Source organism: Syntrophomonas wolfei subsp. methylbutyratica (assembly GCF_001570625.1).
GTDB lineage: Bacteria > Bacillota > Syntrophomonadia > Syntrophomonadales > Syntrophomonadaceae > Syntrophomonas > Syntrophomonas methylbutyratica.
In genome coordinates this window covers 122,449-139,384 of the sequence record NZ_BBQT01000005.1, presented here as the reverse complement: position 1 = coordinate 139,384, position 16,936 = coordinate 122,449, and the positions used below count along the sequence as shown (strand labels likewise).

The window sequence follows — 16,936 nt, the reverse complement described above, 5'->3', positions numbered from 1 at the left end:
GGTTTATTGCTGAACAAATTATCAAATATACTTGAATTCCGATTACTAAAACGCTATTAAAATCCACCGGGAAGGTCTTCAGGCTGAATAATCGGTCCCTGAGGCGGAAGCTTGTAAACCTGGGGAATAACCGGCCCCGAATCACTAAATGATTTACTGGAGCGTTCAGTACTATTTAACACCCTTCTGGCTTCATAGAAATGCTCACCAAACCAGTAAGTAAAACTATTGGTTATACCAATAGCGGTGGGATTATCCTTCCGGGTATGAATAATAGTCGGTTTACCATTAATTTTGCCCATATAGATGGCAACATGAGCAATATATTTCTTTCCTTGACTATCCTTTTTCCAGAAAGTCATAATATCGCCTGGACGGAGCTTATCAATGCCCACTAGCTTGTATTTACTGCTGCTGCTACTGAGTTTTTGGGAATAAACCCCACTAACCTTATTTCCTACTGTGTCATAACGGCGAGCTGCTGAAGTTATTGTATAACCGAAGTCCTTGTAAACCAGGGATACAAAATTGGAACAATCAATAAGACCACTCTTGGGATACTTTTCGTGTCCATAAATCATATAGCCATATTCCATATACCAGATAGCTCTTCCCACTATGGCATGAGCCAGAGTTCCATTATAATTGGAACGAAATTCCTCTACAATGGGCAGTTCTTCTTTGGCATAAGCAGGATAATTGTTTTTGTAAATGCTTACATATTTGTTGTTAGTTGTTGTTTTGCTCTCTGCAGGCTGTATGGGTTTAGCTGCCTGCCCGGAAAGATTCTCCGTAGCCTTTGAACTACTTGGCGGCTTAGATTTCTCTATTTCTTCAGGCGGTATATTGGCTCTGGGATTATCCAGCAAGAGCATATACTCCGAGTAATCAATCTCATCCGGGCCTGCTCTTATAATAGGAGCAGCCCAGGTCACATCGAGCGGATTGACTGGGAAACTTAGCGTAAAACATCCTATCATTATTAGTGCGAATAGTTTCTTGAGCATTGCTTACCTCCTCGTATGATAGTAGTAGAGCCATTAATAAACCAAATTTCCAGTTGGATAATAGGAACATTAATGGTTCGGGAACCGGTTCCCACATTACAGGGTGCTTTAAGAAGATGGTTTCCACTGTTTTAAATACCAAACAACAACCTGACTAACCACAAAATACCACCCAGATATATTAATGGTTCGATTTCCTTCGACATTATCCTTTAGGTAAATCATGACAGTGGCCAGGTAAAACAGCCGCGAAAATGTTAATATCGTGCTTTTACTGGCTACTTAAAGCGCAAATAGTTTTGGACTTATTAAATCAAAACCGCTCTATTATAATGGTAGAGGGAGAGATAAGTTTGAAAGAAAATCTTTCATGACGTTTTGTGCCTCAAGGAAGGAATGGTTATAAGTCTGAAAGAAACTCTTTCATGACGTTTTGTGCCTCAGGAAAGGAGTGGTTATAATTATGGAGAAAAGCATTGACCGTGTTGTGGAGATTCTTGATCGCTCCCATAACACAGTTGTGGTGACGGGTGCTGGTATTAGCACAGAGGCAGGTATTCCAGACTTTCGTGGACCAGAGGGAATATACCGAAAACTCGGAGAAAACCGGGTAATGAATATTATTAACATAGACTTCTTTCGCAATAATCCATTGGAATTTTATAAGTTTTACCGGCAGTACTTCATCTTTCCTCCGGTAGAACCGGGCAAAACACATAAGGTGCTGGCGGAAATGGAAAAAACAGGCATCGTCAAGGCCATAGTCACTCAGAACATCGACAACCTTCATCAAAAGGCCGGGAGTCAAAAAGTAATTCCTATTCACGGCAATGGTGCACGTTTTATATGTCAGGAACGTAATTGCCGTTTTGTACATGACAGTAATTACGTTAATACTTACCCGGAGGTTATTCCCCGTTGTTCTCAATGCGGCGGCATCCTGAAACCAGATGTAGTTCTTTTTGGAGAACATATTAAAAATTACCCGGACGCTATGGATAGAATATTGGGAGCCAGGGTTTTGGTCGTAATTGGTTCTTCCTTGACCGTCTACCCGCTGGCCGGTTTTGTTAAGGAGTTCAGCACCTTTACCCAGTATTTGATAATTATTAATAAAGGACCTACCCCGCTTGATCATGCAGCAGTAGTCAAATTGCAAGATGGAAATACCGGTGAACTGCTTGAGGAAATATTTGAGAAGATAAAAAAACGGAGAAGCAGTTAGCTTTTATTAATATAATCCTTTAAGCCTTCAGCAAATCCAGAAAGTGGTTGAGTATGCGGGCGGTAAGACCCCATATTACCTCTTTTTCCCAAAGGTAAAAGTACTGGGGATAGCGGGCATCCCGGTAAGGGTAATTCCTCCCATGGGGAATCAAATCATAGGGATATCCCTGGGGAAGAACCAGTTTGAGACCCAGCGGAGCACAAGGCGGCTCTATCTTAAGAAGATAATTGAGAGGCACATAGAAGACATATTCAACTTCGCTATTGATTTTAATCTTTTGATAATCTTTAATCTTGCCTACAAAAGGATTAACAATTAGGTTAAAGGGGCTAACAAAAATATCCAGTGGAGCTACTACTTCTATATCTCCTGTATTAAGCCCCAGTTCTTCACAAGTCTCTCTAATGGCAGCTTCCTTTGCCCCCTGGTCAATTGCCTCAATCTGCCCTCCGGGGAAACATATCTCCCCTGGTTGTACATTAAGGTCAGCGGCTCTTTTTTCAAATAAGATGCAGAGATCATTTTGATATTCAGCCAGTGGTAATAATACTGCTGTCTTTAAAAATTCTTTATGTCCAAGTATTTGCGGGCGGCGGTTGGCCATAAGTTTTAACTTTTCTTCAAGCAGGATTTTATCCATCATATCCTGATAATCCTTTCAAAAAATCGATAAAGCTGTTCATATAGCTAACCGCTTAGCAAAATACAAGCTTTTGGCCAACAAAATCACGACTGACCTGCCAGTTAGTTTTGCCAGGCAGCTATGTCAATTTCGCTATGGAGAGAATTAAATCTTTCTTATCTTAATATTACTAATCATCATAAGAGAAAGAAAAACTACCAGCAAGAGAATTACCATAGGATATATATTGTCTGCGAGCAGTGAAATAATGGCCAATAAAAACCCGGCCAGGGTAATAGGTATACCCAAAAAATACTCATGAATATTTAATACATTAAAACGGGCTAAGCGCAAAGCCCCACATATTATAAAAAACAAAGCAGCAATTAATCCGGGCAGATGATAACTCTCCAGGAATACCTGGGCATAAAGCAAAACCGCAGGAGCTACTCCAAAGGAAACCAGATCACAAAGAGAATCCAATTCTTTTCCCAGCTCCGAAGTTGCCCCAAATCTCCTCGCTATCTTGCCATCCATACCGTCCATAAATACGGCAAATAAAATAAAAATGGCTGCCCAAGAATAGTGTAGGTGTTGAACTAAAATAATGGCCATGGAACCAAAAACCAGGTTCATTAATGTAAGAACGTTCGCAAAGCTCTTGGTTATCAAATCCAACAACATTATCTTCCCCTCTTGTTACAGTATTGTTTAAGGTTAAAACCTTTACTAAAAAACAACATATGGCTCAATACATAAAATTTGCATAAAAAGTAAGACCAACAAGTCTCATTTATATGCCGGTTTAGACCCTGGGCATGATATTTCCGTAAATTAGATATCTATCCTTGTATATGCTAATATATTATAACATATTAGGATTCAGGCGCGGTCGATGATAAAATGAAAGTGTTTTTAATACTGCCAGGGTGTTGGAGGTAAAAGAAAGAAGGGTTGGGAATTAACTTGAGTGATGCATTATTGTTTGAAGAGAAAGATATTCTAATATATCGCCAGGGAGAAGTAAGACCTTACAGAGATACACTGGTTATTGAGGTTCCCCTTACGGTATATGCCAACGGGCAAGAACTATCTACCCTGGTCTGCTCCCCTCAAGGGTATAAGGAACTGGGGGTGGGTTATCTCCTAAACGAAGGACTTATTTCAGACCCGGCTGATATTCAAGATATACATCATGACTCCAATAAAGGAATACTCTTTATAGAGGGGAAGATAGATACTCCTTCCAATGGTTATGGGCACAAGCGCTATTTCCCAGAGGATAATGAAACACTAAATAGCAGTTTCTATTTTGCCAAAGATGCTTGCCAAATTAAGCCGGTAAAATCAGACTTTCGAATCCCTGCATCCCAGCTATTGCAACTCATTTCTTTATTAGAAGAAAAGTCGCTTACCTTTCGCCGGACCGGGGGAGTTCACAGTGCAGCCCTGGCTGATAATTCAGGCCTAATTGTCAGGTATGAGGATATCGGAAGGCATAATGCCGTAGATAAGGTTATGGGTTATGCATTTTTGAACGGCATTTCTCTGGATGATAAATGTCTGGTTTTGAGTGGACGAGTTGCCTCAGAGATAATGTTTAAAGTTGCCCGCAGGGGGATACCGCTTATCCTATCTCGTTCGGCTGCCATGCTGCTCGCAGTAGAACTGGCTGAAAAACTAGGTATCTGTATCGCGGGTTTCACCCGGGGAGAGCAGTTCAATGTCTATTGCCATCCGGAACGTATCATTTTTTAAGTAAGATGACTCTTATGGGCTACTTTAAGCATCAGCCGAAACTGCGGCAGTTTAAACAAACCTGCAACGAGGCGGGGGATTAGAACCCGCCGCCTGTTTTGTTAATAGGCGGCCGCTTAGCGGGGGACATATTTCACCTCGTTATATCATCAGACCTATAACAACGAACTTTGTTTTAAGCTGGTTTAGTAAATAATTATATATAAAATTTATAAATAGTATGTAAATATTACATAGTATGACTTTGCTCTATTGATTAGCTCCATTATTTATAGTATGCTGAGCTCAAAAGAAAAGAGCTCCGAGCCATATTAATCTAAGACTGCGGTTATGATTATAGGGCCTATAGGTATAAGTGGAAACGCTTATGTCTCCCCGTATTGTGGAAAGGAGTACTTATTTAGCTGTTCGTCAAAGGAACAGGTGTTTATGTGCTATTCCATAACACCTGTTTTTTTATTATATCTTAATATGTATCCGAGCCCTCTTAACCTACAGACAAGTCCAGGTTACAGGGCCTATAGGCATAAGTGGAAACGCTTATGCCTCCCCGTATTGTGGAAAGGAGTAGTGAAAAAACTGTTCAATTAATTGAACAGGTGTTACTGTGCTTTTTTACAACACACAACACCTGTTTTTTGTTTAATTGAATAGAACCGGCTCCAAGCCTTTGAGCCTAATGATTGAAACTCATTTTTCAGGGAGAATCGGACTTTTATGGTGGAGAAAGCCAGACTCCCTGAGCCCATTAAAGAAGTATAAAACTTATGGCAGATTAAAGCATTTTATACTTTCCTTTTTACCGGGATTGAGTATTTAATCCATGGTTCAACGGCCGCGGTATAAGTGGAAACGCTTGTGCCTCCCTTATTTGGAAAGGAGATCAAATTCACTATTAGATTAGGTTTATCCAATTTTGCCCTGGATATCGGATAAGCCTGGCAGGTGATAATTGGACTTTCTTCGAAATACGGGAGGTTTGTTTTTGTCTGTAGGTTTGATTTCTTGGGAGTTGTTAGAATTTGAAAGGAGTGATGGGAGTGGAACTGATCAAAATCACTATTGATGGAAAGGAGGTTGAAGTCCCGGCGGGTACAACGATAATGAAGGCCGCTGACAGTGTTGGGATTAATATTCCAAGGCTATGTTATGATCCTGACCTCAGCGCCCTGGGTGCTTGTCGCCTGTGCGTGGTCGAAGTAGAAGGCAATCGTCTTTTACCGGCCTCCTGTGTGACGCCTATTTTCCCTGGAATGGTAGTTAAAACCAATTCCCCCGCCGTGGTCGAAGCCAGGAAGACCATCCTTGAATTGCTGGTAGCCAATCACCCATTGGACTGCATGACTTGCGATAAACTGGGTAACTGTAAATTGGCCGATTATTGCTACCAGTATGGCGTTAAGGAAAGCCCCTTTGTTGGTGAGAAACATGAATACGCTATCGATGATACCAACCCCTTTATCTTGCGCGATATGAACAAATGTATACTCTGTGGTGCCTGTGTCCGGGCGTGTGAGGAGATGACCGGCCAGGACAACCTGAGTTACCTTAACCGGGGTTTCCATCGCAAGGCTACTACCGCCGGCGATGTTGACTACATTGATTCTGATTGCGTCTTCTGCGGCCAGTGTGTGGCAGTATGTCCCACCGGAGCCCTGCAGGAAAAAACCATGGTTGGTCAGGGACGTCGCTGGGAAATTGACAGAGTACGGACTACCTGCCCCTTCTGCGGAACCGGCTGCAACTTTGACCTGGCCGTAAAAAATGGCAAGGTAATAGGTGTTCTCTCCAATCCCGACAGCACGGTCAACCAGCGTTCCCTCTGTGTTAAAGGTCGTTTTGGATGGGATTTTATCTACAATGAAAAGCGGCTTACCACCCCCTTAATAAAGAAAAACGGCAAATTCGAAGAGGCCAGCTGGGATGAAGCCTTTGACTTGATTGCCCAGCGCTTTGGCGAGATAAAGGCCCAGTACGGCTCCGAATCTTTCGCCGCCCTGAGTTCGGCTCGTTGTACCAATGAAGAAAATTACCTGGTGCAGAAATTTACCCGCGCAGTTATGGGCAACAACAATGTTGACCACTGCGCCCGTACCTGACATGCGCCCACCGTGGCCGGTCTGGCCACCACATTTGGAAGCGGCGCAATGACTAACGCCATCAGTGAAATTACCACTGACGCGGAACTCCTATTCCTTATTGGTACCAATACCACTGAAGCTCATCCCGTAACCGGCTACAAGATGCGGCAAGCCGCCCGCCGGGGCTGCAAACTGGTGGTTTGCGATCCCCGCCACATCGACCTGGTGGATGAAGCAGATTACTGGCTTCGCCAGAAACCAGGCACCGACATTCCTCTTATCAATGGCTTGATGCATATTATTATTAAAGAAGGTCTTGAGGACAAGAAATTCATTGAAGAGCGGACCGAAAACTATGAAGCCCTCAAGGCCACGGTAGAAAACTACCCGCCCGAATATGTAGCGGAATTAACGGGCATTCCGGTTGATGTACTTTATGAAGTCGCCCGCCTCTATGCTACTACGGACCGGGCCATGATTTTCTATACCCTGGGAATAACCGAACACATTTGTGGAACCCGAAATGTTATGAGTTTGGCCAACCTGGCTATGCTAACCGGTCATATGGGCCGGGCAGGAGTGGGTGTATGCCCCATTCGCGGTCAGAACAATGTGCAAGGTGCTTGTGACATGGGAGCTCTGCCCAATGTATACCAGGGCTACCAGAATGTCACCCTGCCCGCAGTCAAGGAAAAATTTGAAAAGGCCTGGGGTCGGCCTATGCCGGATAAGATTGGTTTAAAAATTCCGGAAATGTTTGAGGCCGCTCACGAAGGCAAGGTAAAAGCCATGTATATACTGGGTGAGAATCCGGTACTGACCGATCCCAACAGCCACCACATCCGCGGTGGGCTGGAAGCCCTGGAGTTCCTGGTGGTTCAGGAACTGTTTCTTACGGAAACCGCCGAATATGCTGATGTAATATTACCTGCTGCCAGTTTTGCCGAATGTGACGGCACCTTTAGCAATACCGAGCGCCGGGTGCAAAGAGTTAGAAAAGCCATCGAACCCATTCCGGGAAGAGCCAACTGGCAGACTATCTGCGAAATGGTCAGCCGCATGGGCTATCCCATGAATTATGCAAGCCCCCGCGAAATTTGGGATGAAATGGCTTCCCTGGCTCCTTCCATGGCGGGAATCAATTATGACCGGCTGGAGGAATTGGGCAGCCTGCAATGGCCTTGTCCTACCACTGACCATCCGGGAACTCAGTTCATGCATGTGGGCAAGTTCACCCGTGGTCTGGGCCTGTTCCAGCCTTCCGACCATATACCTCCGGGAGAAATGCCGGATGAGGATTATCCCTTCCTGCTTTCCACCGGTAGGATTCTCCAGCACTACAATGTAACAACTCCTTATTCCATGGGAATAATGAGTGTTTGGGATAAAGAAATGGCGGAACTTAATCCGGCTGATGCTGAGAAGATGGGAATTAAAACCGGCGATAAATTGAAAGTTACTTCCCGGCGTGGCGAAGTGGTTACCGCTGTCAGAGTGACCGACCGGGTAATGCCCGGCATAATCTGGATGTCATTCCATTACAGCGAGACTCCCACCAATGCCTTGACCAGTCATCATCTTGATCCGATAACCGGAACTGGTGAATACAAGGTCTGTGCGGTTAAGCTGGAAAAAATCTAGGAGGATAGTTAATGCGCAAGGTACCTGTAAATGAAGCAATAGGCCAGGTTTTAGGCCATGATATAATCAAGATTATTCCGGGGCGAGAGAAATGCCGCGCTTTCAGAAGGGGGCAAATCATTTCCGCTGCTGATGTTCCTCTGCTGCAAAATCTGGGCAAGGAGCACATTTATATCTGGGAAGCTGGTGATGAGCTGATTCATGAAGACGAGGCCGCTCTCCGGCTGGCCCAAAGTGCGTCCGGGCCAGGTATTAATCTAAGTGAGCCCAGCCATGGCCGGGTTAATCTTATGGCCGCTTACGATGGCCTTTTGAAGATACAGGTAGACCAGTTGCATTGGATAAACAATCTCGATTCTGTTATTTTCGCCACTTTGCACAATAATCGCACCGTAGTTAAGGAACAAAAGCTGGCCGGGACCCGGGTGGTTCCCCTCGCGGTTGAGCACAGCCTGGTTGAAGAGGCAGAAAAACTCTGTTCTAACCCCCGTCCCCTGATTTCAGTCAAGCCCTTTAAGAACCTCTGGACAGCCGTAATTACTACCGGCAACGAAGTTTGCTACGGTAGAATAAAGGATGGTTTTGGCCGGGTTATACGCAAAAAAATTACCCCTTTCGGGGGGCGCTTTATGAGCCAGACAATTGTTCCTGATAGTCCAGAAATTATTGCTGCGGAGATTAAGCGTTTCATTGGAGAAGGCGCGGATTTTATTATCATAACCGGCGGAATGTCTGTTGACCCGGATGATGTTACCCCGCTAGGGATTAAGGCCTCTGGAGCCGAAGTAGTATTCTATGGTGCTCCGGTTCTGCCTGGTTCCCAGTTTATGCTGGCTTACCAGGGACATGTTCCTATTTGTGGGGTGCCGGGAGGAGCATTATATAGCAAGTTTACTACCCTTGATTTACTCCTGCCCCGGATTTTTGCCGAGGAACGGATAAACCGTTCTGAAATAGTAGCCCTGGGACATGGCGGTTTTTGTGAAGAATGCAAGGTATGTCACTTCCCGGCCTGTCCTTTTGGAAAAGCAACTTATCTTTAATACCGGAGGTATAAAGCTATTATGCTTAATAGTCTGGAAGAGGCTCAGCAAGAACTAATTAAGAATATTGAACCGCTGGTTGCTGAACCAGTTTCTTTGCTGGAGGCAGTAGGAAGGATTAGCAGTACTGGGATCCTGGCTGATTGCAATATGCCTGATGAACTGCGATCAGCTGTGGATGGTTATGCTGTAAATCCTGATTTATCTGGCAATTATGACCAACTCCTGGTTGTTGGTCAGCTTACGATGGGTGAGGTACCAAATTCTCCTCTTGTTCCCGGGCAAGCAGTCGGTGTATTGACAGGTGGATTGGTTCCAGATGGAGCAGTTGCCGTTATACCACATGAAAAAGTACAAATCAAGGACAATTACCTGAAATCTCTCGAATTTGTCAAGCCCGGGAACAATTTTAAACAACCCGGGGAGGATTTTCATAAAGGAGATTTGATATTGGGTCAAGCTGCCCGGATTACACCGGGATTGGTAGCCTTACTGGCTACTTTTGGCCATGGGCAGGTTCAGGTTTATCGCCGTCCCCGAGTAGCGATATTAAGCCTGGGTTCAAATGTAGTACCCTGTTCAAGCCAGGCTGCCAGGGGAGAAATTCGCGATGCCAACGGGCCTATGTTGGCATCCCTGGTCAAATTGGACGGAGGCCTGATAAGCTCAGTTGAGCTGGCCGGCCAAAAGGACATGACTCAAATCAAAATCCAGCTTTTGCAAATGCTGGAGCAGTCTGAGCTGGTAATAACCACCGGCGGGACTTATACCGATGGTATTAATGAGATTCATGTATTAATAGATGAAATTGGAGCTCGTCCCCTGTTTCGGGAGATTCCCATACAACCAGGAAGTCATAATGGAGGTGCTATACTGGGTTCCCGGCTCATTATTTCGCTTTCCGGTAATCCGGCGGCCTGTGCTGTAGGCTATCATCTTTTTGCCGCCCCGGTCTTAAGAGCTTTACAGGGAATTGAACCTCTGTTGCCCCGGGTAAATGCCATATGTTCCAGCTCTTATGCCAAGAAAACTGGATCACGCAGGTTTATCCGGGCCCTGGCTTCACCCCGAGAGGATGGATGGACCGTATCTATATTACCCGGGCAAAAGCCCAGTATGATTCGTTCTTTGGTAGATTGCAATGCCCTTATTGATTTACCACCCGGGCATCCGCCGATGGAAGCAGGTTCGGAAGTATCGATACTGCTTCTGGATAGGAGTGCAGTTTAACCAGAGGCAACTATTTATAATCGCAAATGTTTCAAATAACAATGCTAAATAACAGGGAGGTGAATATTAACAAATGGCAAACTATGAGGATATAATCAGCAAATACCAGGATCTTCCCGGCGGAATCATAGAAGCCTATCATGCCCTGCAACGGGAATACAGTTATATTCCGGAAGATGCTGTTCGGGTTGCCGCTGAGGTTTTTGGTATTCCAACCGCTAAAGCCTGGGGGGTAGCCACATTCTATTCCTACTTTAAAGTGGGAAAGAGAGGCAAAAATGTTATCCGTATTTGTGAAAGTGCTCCCTGCCATGTAGCCGGTGCCGCTGAAGTTATAGCTGCTCTGGAAAAGGAACTGGGAATTAAGATGGGTGATACAACTCCTGACGGAAAGTTTACCCTGGAATTATGCGAATGCGTTGGTCAGTGTCAGGCTACCCCGGTTATTACCGTCAACAGTAAACCCTATGGAGATATGACTCCGGAAAAAGTTGCCGGGGTGCTGGCTGAATACAGGTAAGGCAAAAGAAAAAGAAAGGAGGGAATACAATGGCTGAGGAAATGCGCATAGTCTTGCGCAACTACGGTAAGATTGATCCACTGAAAATCGATGATTATATGGCTGCCGGGGGTTACAAATCATTGGAAAAGGCCCGCAGTATGAAGCAGACGGAAGTCATTGAAGAAGTAAAAAAATCCAATCTGCGAGGACGCGGGGGTGCTGGTTTCAATGCCGGCATGAAATGGAATTTCTCTTATCAGGTGCAATCGGAAGAAAAATATGTGGTATGTAATGCAGATGAAGGAGAACCCGGCACCTATAAAGACCGTATCATTATGGAAAACGACCCCCAGAGCGTAATCGAAGGTATGGCTATATGCGGTTATGCTATAGGATCCAAAAAAGGCTATATTTATTGTCGGGGTGAATATCCCTATGTAGTCGACACTTTAAACCAGGCTATTGCCCAGGCTAAAGCCAAGGGCGTACTGGGTGATTTTGATGTGGAAGTCAGGATGGGTGGAGGAGCTTATGTTTGCGGCGAAGAGAGTGCTCTGATTGAATCCATTGAGGGACACCGGGGTGAACCCCGCTTCAAACCTCCCTTCCCGCCGGTTATTGGTTTATGGCAAAAACCGACTATTGTAAACAATGTTGAAACCTTCGCCAACATTCCCATTATTATTGAAAAAGGCGGAGATTGGTACAAAGCTATTGGCGCCCCTAATTATCCAGGCACCAAAGTTTTAACCCTGACCGGTGATGTCAATAACCGCACCTTTTTCGAAGTACCTACCAACACCACTATCAGAGAGGTCATTTTTGGACTCGGCGGCGGTATAGCCGGCGGTAAAAAGTTCAAAGCGGTGCAGATAGGTGGAACATCGGGTGGTTTTATCCCCGAGTCCAACTTGGATACCTCTATTGATTTTGACTCCATGAACTCAATTGGTGCCGTGCTTGGTTCCGGTGCAGTTTTCGTAATGGACGAAAGCCGCGACATTGTTGATGTCGTAGCCCGAATCGCCAAATTCTTCGAACATGAATCCTGTGGCAAGTGTTCACCCTGCCGCGAAGGTACCAAGAGAATGCATGAAATGATGGAACGGCTTAATGCCGGCGAAGGCAGTGCGGAAGATGTTGAACTTCTAGGCCGTTTGGGCAAAGTGATGTCAGTGGCCTGCCTGTGCGGGCTGGGCCAGGCAGCACCTGCTCCGGTACTGACTACCATAAAGAACTTTAATGCTGACTACCAGGCCAAATTTAACTAAAAATATTTAAACTGGTATTTCTTTTACCAATAAGGTATTATAACAATAATACAATAAGTTTTAGTCCCTGATAAAAAGGCCATAAGCTGCTTTAGAGGGGTCAGGAAATCCAGTTAATACGGTGCTTATCCTGAGTCCTTATCAGGATAAGCACTTTTTTTTAAGGTGCCAGAGACTTAAGTTGTTAAGTTATTGCCAAACGGGCATAACAACCATTGGAGGGAGGAAAACCTTTGTCTGATAATCGTATTGGAGTAATAGGTATTGTGGTGGAGAATCATGATGCCGTTCCCCAGGTAAACCAGGTTTTAAGCAAGCATGCCAGCATGATTATTGGTCGCCTGGGACTTCCCTATCGCCAAAAAGAACTGGCGGTTATCGCTTTAATTGTAGACGGCAGCATTGACGAATTGGGAGCCCTAACCGGGAAACTGGGAAATATATCCGGGGTAACCGTAAAAAGCGCCTTAACTAAAGGAAGCTAAGAATAATTGTAAGAATAGCATATTAGCACCCTGATAATGAGGTGGGAACTGAATTTAAGGGGGGAAGCATAGTAAGTATTGACCGCTTGCCTCTTTTCAGGGTGAGCGGTTTGTTAGTTTAAGGGTTGACTCCGCAGCAAAAACCCCTTTTGTTGCATAAGGGTTGCATAAATATACAAAGCGAGCGTTGGCGAAGCATGGATGCAACATCCGGCGAAGGCGAGCAGGCGACAGGGGGCGAGCGACAGGACGTCGCGAGAGCGCTAGTGACCATGGACGGGAGATTAGCGCGGTACCCCTTGAGCCGCGAGACAAGCCGCAGGTGTTGCCCATGCATAGACTGCGAGCGGTATATTTATGCAAGCCGATAAATATTAATACCTTTTTGCAGTTGAATCAAAAGTTAAAAGGAGGAGAATTAGTATGGAAGCGGTATCACTTAACCGGTGGATCGATAATGTTATTAAGCCGGAGCAGATTGAAAAGTACAAGAATAATGGGAAAAGCTTTATTGACGAAGGCTTTATCCAGGAAACCCTGATGGCTAACAAACAGCCGGAAAAGCAGCAAATTCGAGAAATCATGGCCAAAGCCCTAGAGCTGAACCGTCTGGAACCGGCGGAAACGGCCGCCCTGCTTAATTGCACTGATGAAGAGCTCTGGGAGGAAATGTATGCTACCGGTCTACAGATTAAACATAAGGTCTATGGAAGAAGGATTGTTTTTTTTGCACCGCTTTATGTCAGCAACTATTGTGTAAATAACTGTGTGTATTGTGGTTTTCGCTGCGATAACCGGGAAACCATCAGAAAAAGAATGAATGCCTCGGAATTAAGCGCAGAAGTTAAAGCTCTGATAGGCAAAGGCCACAAACGCTTAATCATGGTTTATGGAGAACATCCCAAATCTGATGTCAACTATATTGCCGACACCCTGAGAACTGCCTATGCCACCAAAGAAGGAAATGGTGAAATTCGCCGGGTCAATGTTAATGCTGCACCCATGTCCATTGAAGATCTCCGTATATTAAAAGAAGTAGGTATCGGCACCTTTCAGGTCTTCCAGGAAACCTACCACTATCCGTCCTACAAAAAGCTTCATCCCCGTGGCTTAAAAGCGGATTACGGTTGGCGTCTCTATGCCCTGCACCGGGCTATGGATGCCGGAGTGGATGATGTGGGTATTGGAGCCCTTTTCGGCTTGTATGACTGGAAGTTTGAAGTAATGGGACTCTTAATGCATACCATCGATCTGGAAGAAAAATTTGCTGGGGTTGGACCCCATACTATATCTTTCCCCCGCCTGCAACCTGCTTTGAATACCCCATTTCTGCAAAACAACAGCTATTATGTGGATGATAAGACCTTCAAAAAACTGGTTACGGTTATTCGTCTTTCTGTTCCCTACACCGGAATGATATTGACCGCCCGCGAAAATGCGGAGATTCGCAATGAGGTCATTCAGGTGGGCTGCAGCCAGATAGATGCCGGTTCCAATATAGGTGTGGGAAGCTATACTGAAGATGCTGTGGACTATCAACGGCAGCAGTTTATTCTGGGCGATAACCGCAGCCTGGACGAAGCCATCCGGGACATGGCCAGGCTCGGTTTTATCACTTCCTTTTGCACGGCCGATTATCGTTGTGGTCGTACCGGCGGCTGCTTTATGGGAATAGCCAAGAAAGGTAAAATCCATAATCTTTGTATGCCCAACGCCATTTTGACCTTCAAAGAATATCTTTTAGATTATGCCAGTGAAGAAACCAAAGAGGCGGCTTCCTATTTAATTGATAAGGAACTGGCGGCCCTTCCCAATGAACAAGTGAGAGCTACGGTAGTGGAAATGTTGGAACGTATCAAGAATGGAGAGAGGGATTTGTTCCTCTAATTCAGGCTTAGGTGGTGAAAAAAGTGCAGGAATCCTTAGAAGAATTTAAGAGCATTCTTGACCGGTACCCGGAAAAAGACGGTGAGGAATACCTTCGTTTTTGCGATAATCAGATATTGCGTATTTATCCCCAAATAAGAATACGTTGGGCCAGGATTTATGGCAGCAGATGGGCTCATCTGCTGGGAAATTTTGCTGATTTATCTTTAAAGCCATTGCGCGTAAAGCTGAATGATAAATATGGACTATTGATAGACAACGCCCATTCGCTTCCCCCGGCTGATTTGCAACAATTGATTGCTATCCTCAAGGAGTGTTTTGAAGATGAACCCTTACCGGGAACAAGAAATAGTTGAAATCCTAAACAGCAATGAGCCGGAAATCCTTAATTCCCTGCTGCAAGCGGCCCATAATACCCGAATTAAACAGCTGGGAAAGGAGGTATACCTGCGTGGACTTATCGAATTTTCCAACTATTGCCCGCGCAACTGCCTCTACTGCGGATTGAGGAAAAGCAACGAAAAAATCCATCGTTACCGGCTTGATGAGGAAATAATAATAGAATTGGCTATGATGGCTTACAACATGGGCTTTCAATCCATTGCCCTGCAGTCGGGGGAGATAGACAGCCAGGAGCAGGTAGATTTTTTAGCGGCTATAGTCGAGAAAATTATTCTCAGCAGCAAACAGCGGAGCCATCAGAGCCTGGGGGTTACATTGAGTGTTGGCGAATTAAGCTACCAGCAATACCTGCAACTTTGGCAGGCAGGTGCTCATCGTTACCTCTTGCGTATCGAAACTTCCGACCCCGTCTTGTTTAAAAAAATACATCCTCCCTCCCAGCTTTATGATAGACGGTTGGAATGCTTGGACGCCTTGAAGGATATCGGCTACCAGGTGGGGACGGGGATTATGGTGGGACTGCCCGGACAGAGCAATGAACAGCTGGCTCAAGACCTGACCTTTTTTCAAAAAAGGGATATTGATATGCTGGGTTTGGGTCCCTATATCCCCCATTCCGATACTCCCCTGGCGCGGGTTCCGGATAGGCACGAGCGGGATGTCTTTACCCTGACCCTCAAAATGCTGGCCCTGGCCCGCCTGGCCATGCCGGATATTAATATGGTGGCTTCCACCGCTTTGCAGAGCATTAATCCGCTCGGACTGAGATGGGGGTTAATGGCCGGTGCCAATATAATAATGCCGGTACTCACCCCGGAAGAAAAACGAAGTGATTATTCTCTCTACGATAATAAAGAGCAGAAGAGTATGGAAGAAATAACAGCGGAGGTTGAGGCCGGCGGGTTTAAGCTGGGTTATTGGAAATGGGGCGACTCCCCCCATTATTTCCAGCGCCGGGAGGAACTGAAGCAGGGTTAAATCCTTAAATATTTAAACATGACTTCAATGTAGGGCAAGCATGGAGCTTGCCCTAAAATTATCTAGTCCCAAATATTTACCAATAACTCTATTTGAATCCAAAACTTGCTTCACAGAACCTTCCCTTGACTCATTCTTTAGTATAGACCATCCAGATAAATAAGAAACTAATGAAAAAGGAATAAAACGAACCATTCACTAATAAATCCCAAAAAATTCTGCTAATTTGAGAAATTTTGAACTTTCTATTTGTTCAGTATTATATTATGTTAAGCATAAGTGTGGACTAGTAGCTCTATGGCAGTTGCTACAAAACCAAATAAACAAAGGAAGGAGGTATTGGAGGATGGACTACAAGGAAATAATTGCCCGGTACGATGGAAAAGTAGGGGGAATCATTGAAGCTTACCATGCGCTATTGAGAGAATTCAGTTACCTGCCGGAGGAAGCCATAGCTGAAGCTGCTCGTGTATTCAAACTATCAACTGCTGAAGCCTATGGTATAGCTACTTTTTACTCTATGTTTTCGGTCGAAGCTAGAGGTAAGAATGTTGTTAGAATTTGTGAAAGTGCTCCCTGTCATGTAGCTGGAGCAGCAGATGTTGTAGCAGCCCTGGAAAGAGAACTCGGAATCAAGATGGGAGAAAGTACGGCCGATGGAAAATTTGCTCTGGAATTCACCGAGTGTGTTGGGCAATGCCAGGCTACACCGGTCATCACCATCAACGGTAAGCCTTACCTGGATGTAAGTCCAGCACAAATCCCGGCCATTATTGCGGAATATAAATAAAGCGGGACCTC

The 16,936-nt window shown here is 45.0% G+C and carries 15 protein-coding genes and 3 riboswitches; of the genes, 12 read left to right on the top strand and 3 right to left on the bottom strand.

The genetic code is table 11. The features are described from left to right. Positions 1 to 56: 56 nt before the first annotated feature. A complete protein-coding gene (locus AWB54_RS06110; RefSeq protein WP_061213726.1) occupies positions 57 to 1,007 on the bottom strand; it encodes a C40 family peptidase in 951 nt (316 codons plus the stop codon). 463 nt (positions 1,008 to 1,470) lie between these two features. Between AWB54_RS06110 and AWB54_RS06105 the strand changes: the two genes are divergently transcribed. Next, positions 1,471 to 2,232 carry an SIR2 family NAD-dependent protein deacylase gene (locus AWB54_RS06105; protein ID WP_061213725.1) on the top strand — a complete coding sequence of 254 codons (762 nt, stop codon included), beginning with the start codon at positions 1,471 to 1,473 and terminating at the stop codon, positions 2,230 to 2,232. Positions 2,233 to 2,251: 19 nt separating this feature from the next. Here the strand turns inward: AWB54_RS06105 and AWB54_RS06100 are convergent, their stop codons facing one another. Both AWB54_RS06100 and pssA read right to left on the bottom strand, forming a co-directional pair. Further along, a complete protein-coding gene (locus tag AWB54_RS06100) occupies positions 2,252 to 2,878 on the bottom strand; it encodes an NUDIX hydrolase (protein WP_061213724.1) in 627 nt (208 codons plus the stop codon). 144 nt (positions 2,879 to 3,022) lie between these two features. Next, positions 3,023 to 3,541, bottom strand: coding sequence for a CDP-diacylglycerol--serine O-phosphatidyltransferase (pssA, locus tag AWB54_RS06095; RefSeq protein WP_061213723.1), 519 nt, complete (start codon positions 3,539 to 3,541; stop codon positions 3,023 to 3,025). A gap of 282 nt (positions 3,542 to 3,823) precedes the next feature. Here pssA and fdhD point away from each other — a divergent pair, with 282 nt between their 5' ends. From fdhD to AWB54_RS06035, 11 genes are all read left to right on the top strand, one after another. After that, positions 3,824 to 4,615: a formate dehydrogenase accessory sulfurtransferase FdhD gene (gene fdhD, locus AWB54_RS06090; RefSeq protein ID WP_160328914.1), complete on the top strand. Its 792-nt coding sequence runs from the start codon at positions 3,824 to 3,826 to the stop codon at positions 4,613 to 4,615. A gap of 287 nt (positions 4,616 to 4,902) precedes the next feature. Then, positions 4,903 to 5,024: riboswitch (molybdenum cofactor riboswitch) on the top strand. A gap of 55 nt (positions 5,025 to 5,079) precedes the next feature. Then, a riboswitch (molybdenum cofactor riboswitch) is annotated at positions 5,080 to 5,199 on the top strand. Positions 5,200 to 5,263: 64 nt separating this feature from the next. Beyond that, a riboswitch (molybdenum cofactor riboswitch) is annotated at positions 5,264 to 5,514 on the top strand. 141 nt (positions 5,515 to 5,655) lie between these two features. Further along, positions 5,656 to 8,337 (top strand): formate dehydrogenase subunit alpha, encoded by a 2,682-nt coding sequence (fdhF, locus tag AWB54_RS15265; RefSeq protein ID WP_082736055.1) that lies wholly within the window; start codon positions 5,656 to 5,658, stop codon positions 8,335 to 8,337. Positions 8,338 to 8,348: 11 nt separating this feature from the next. Continuing rightward, positions 8,349 to 9,380, top strand: coding sequence for a molybdopterin-binding protein (locus tag AWB54_RS06075; RefSeq protein ID WP_061213720.1), 1,032 nt, complete (start codon positions 8,349 to 8,351; stop codon positions 9,378 to 9,380). Positions 9,381 to 9,401: 21 nt separating this feature from the next. After that, on the top strand, positions 9,402 to 10,610 hold the full coding sequence (locus AWB54_RS06070) for a molybdopterin molybdotransferase MoeA (RefSeq protein ID WP_061213719.1): 1,209 nt from the start codon (positions 9,402 to 9,404) through the stop codon (positions 10,608 to 10,610). A 73-nt stretch (positions 10,611 to 10,683) separates the two neighbouring features. Further along, on the top strand, positions 10,684 to 11,130 hold the full coding sequence (locus AWB54_RS06065) for an NADH-quinone oxidoreductase subunit NuoE family protein (protein ID WP_061213718.1): 447 nt from the start codon (positions 10,684 to 10,686) through the stop codon (positions 11,128 to 11,130). A gap of 29 nt (positions 11,131 to 11,159) precedes the next feature. Continuing rightward, the gene (gene nuoF / locus AWB54_RS06060; RefSeq protein ID WP_061213717.1) at positions 11,160 to 12,383 is read left to right on the top strand and encodes an NADH-quinone oxidoreductase subunit NuoF; all 1,224 of its coding nucleotides are present in this window, start codon (positions 11,160 to 11,162) and stop codon (positions 12,381 to 12,383) included. A 233-nt stretch (positions 12,384 to 12,616) separates the two neighbouring features. Further along, positions 12,617 to 12,868, top strand: coding sequence for a TM1266 family iron-only hydrogenase system putative regulator (locus AWB54_RS06055; protein ID WP_061213716.1), 252 nt, complete (start codon positions 12,617 to 12,619; stop codon positions 12,866 to 12,868). A 423-nt stretch (positions 12,869 to 13,291) separates the two neighbouring features. After that, positions 13,292 to 14,755: a [FeFe] hydrogenase H-cluster radical SAM maturase HydG gene (gene hydG / locus AWB54_RS06050; protein WP_061213715.1), complete on the top strand. Its 1,464-nt coding sequence runs from the start codon at positions 13,292 to 13,294 to the stop codon at positions 14,753 to 14,755. 23 nt (positions 14,756 to 14,778) lie between these two features. Further along, a complete protein-coding gene (locus AWB54_RS06045) occupies positions 14,779 to 15,111 on the top strand; it encodes a hypothetical protein (RefSeq protein WP_061213714.1) in 333 nt (110 codons plus the stop codon). Beyond that, positions 15,080 to 16,135 carry a [FeFe] hydrogenase H-cluster radical SAM maturase HydE gene (gene hydE, locus AWB54_RS06040; RefSeq protein WP_061213713.1) on the top strand — a complete coding sequence of 352 codons (1,056 nt, stop codon included), beginning with the start codon at positions 15,080 to 15,082 and terminating at the stop codon, positions 16,133 to 16,135. Before AWB54_RS06045 ends, hydE begins: the two co-directional genes overlap by 32 nt. 346 nt (positions 16,136 to 16,481) lie before the next feature. Then, entirely contained in the window at positions 16,482 to 16,925 is a 444-nt protein-coding gene (locus AWB54_RS06035) for a complex I 24 kDa subunit family protein (RefSeq protein ID WP_061213712.1), read from the top strand. The last annotated feature ends 11 nt before the right edge of the window (positions 16,926 to 16,936 follow it).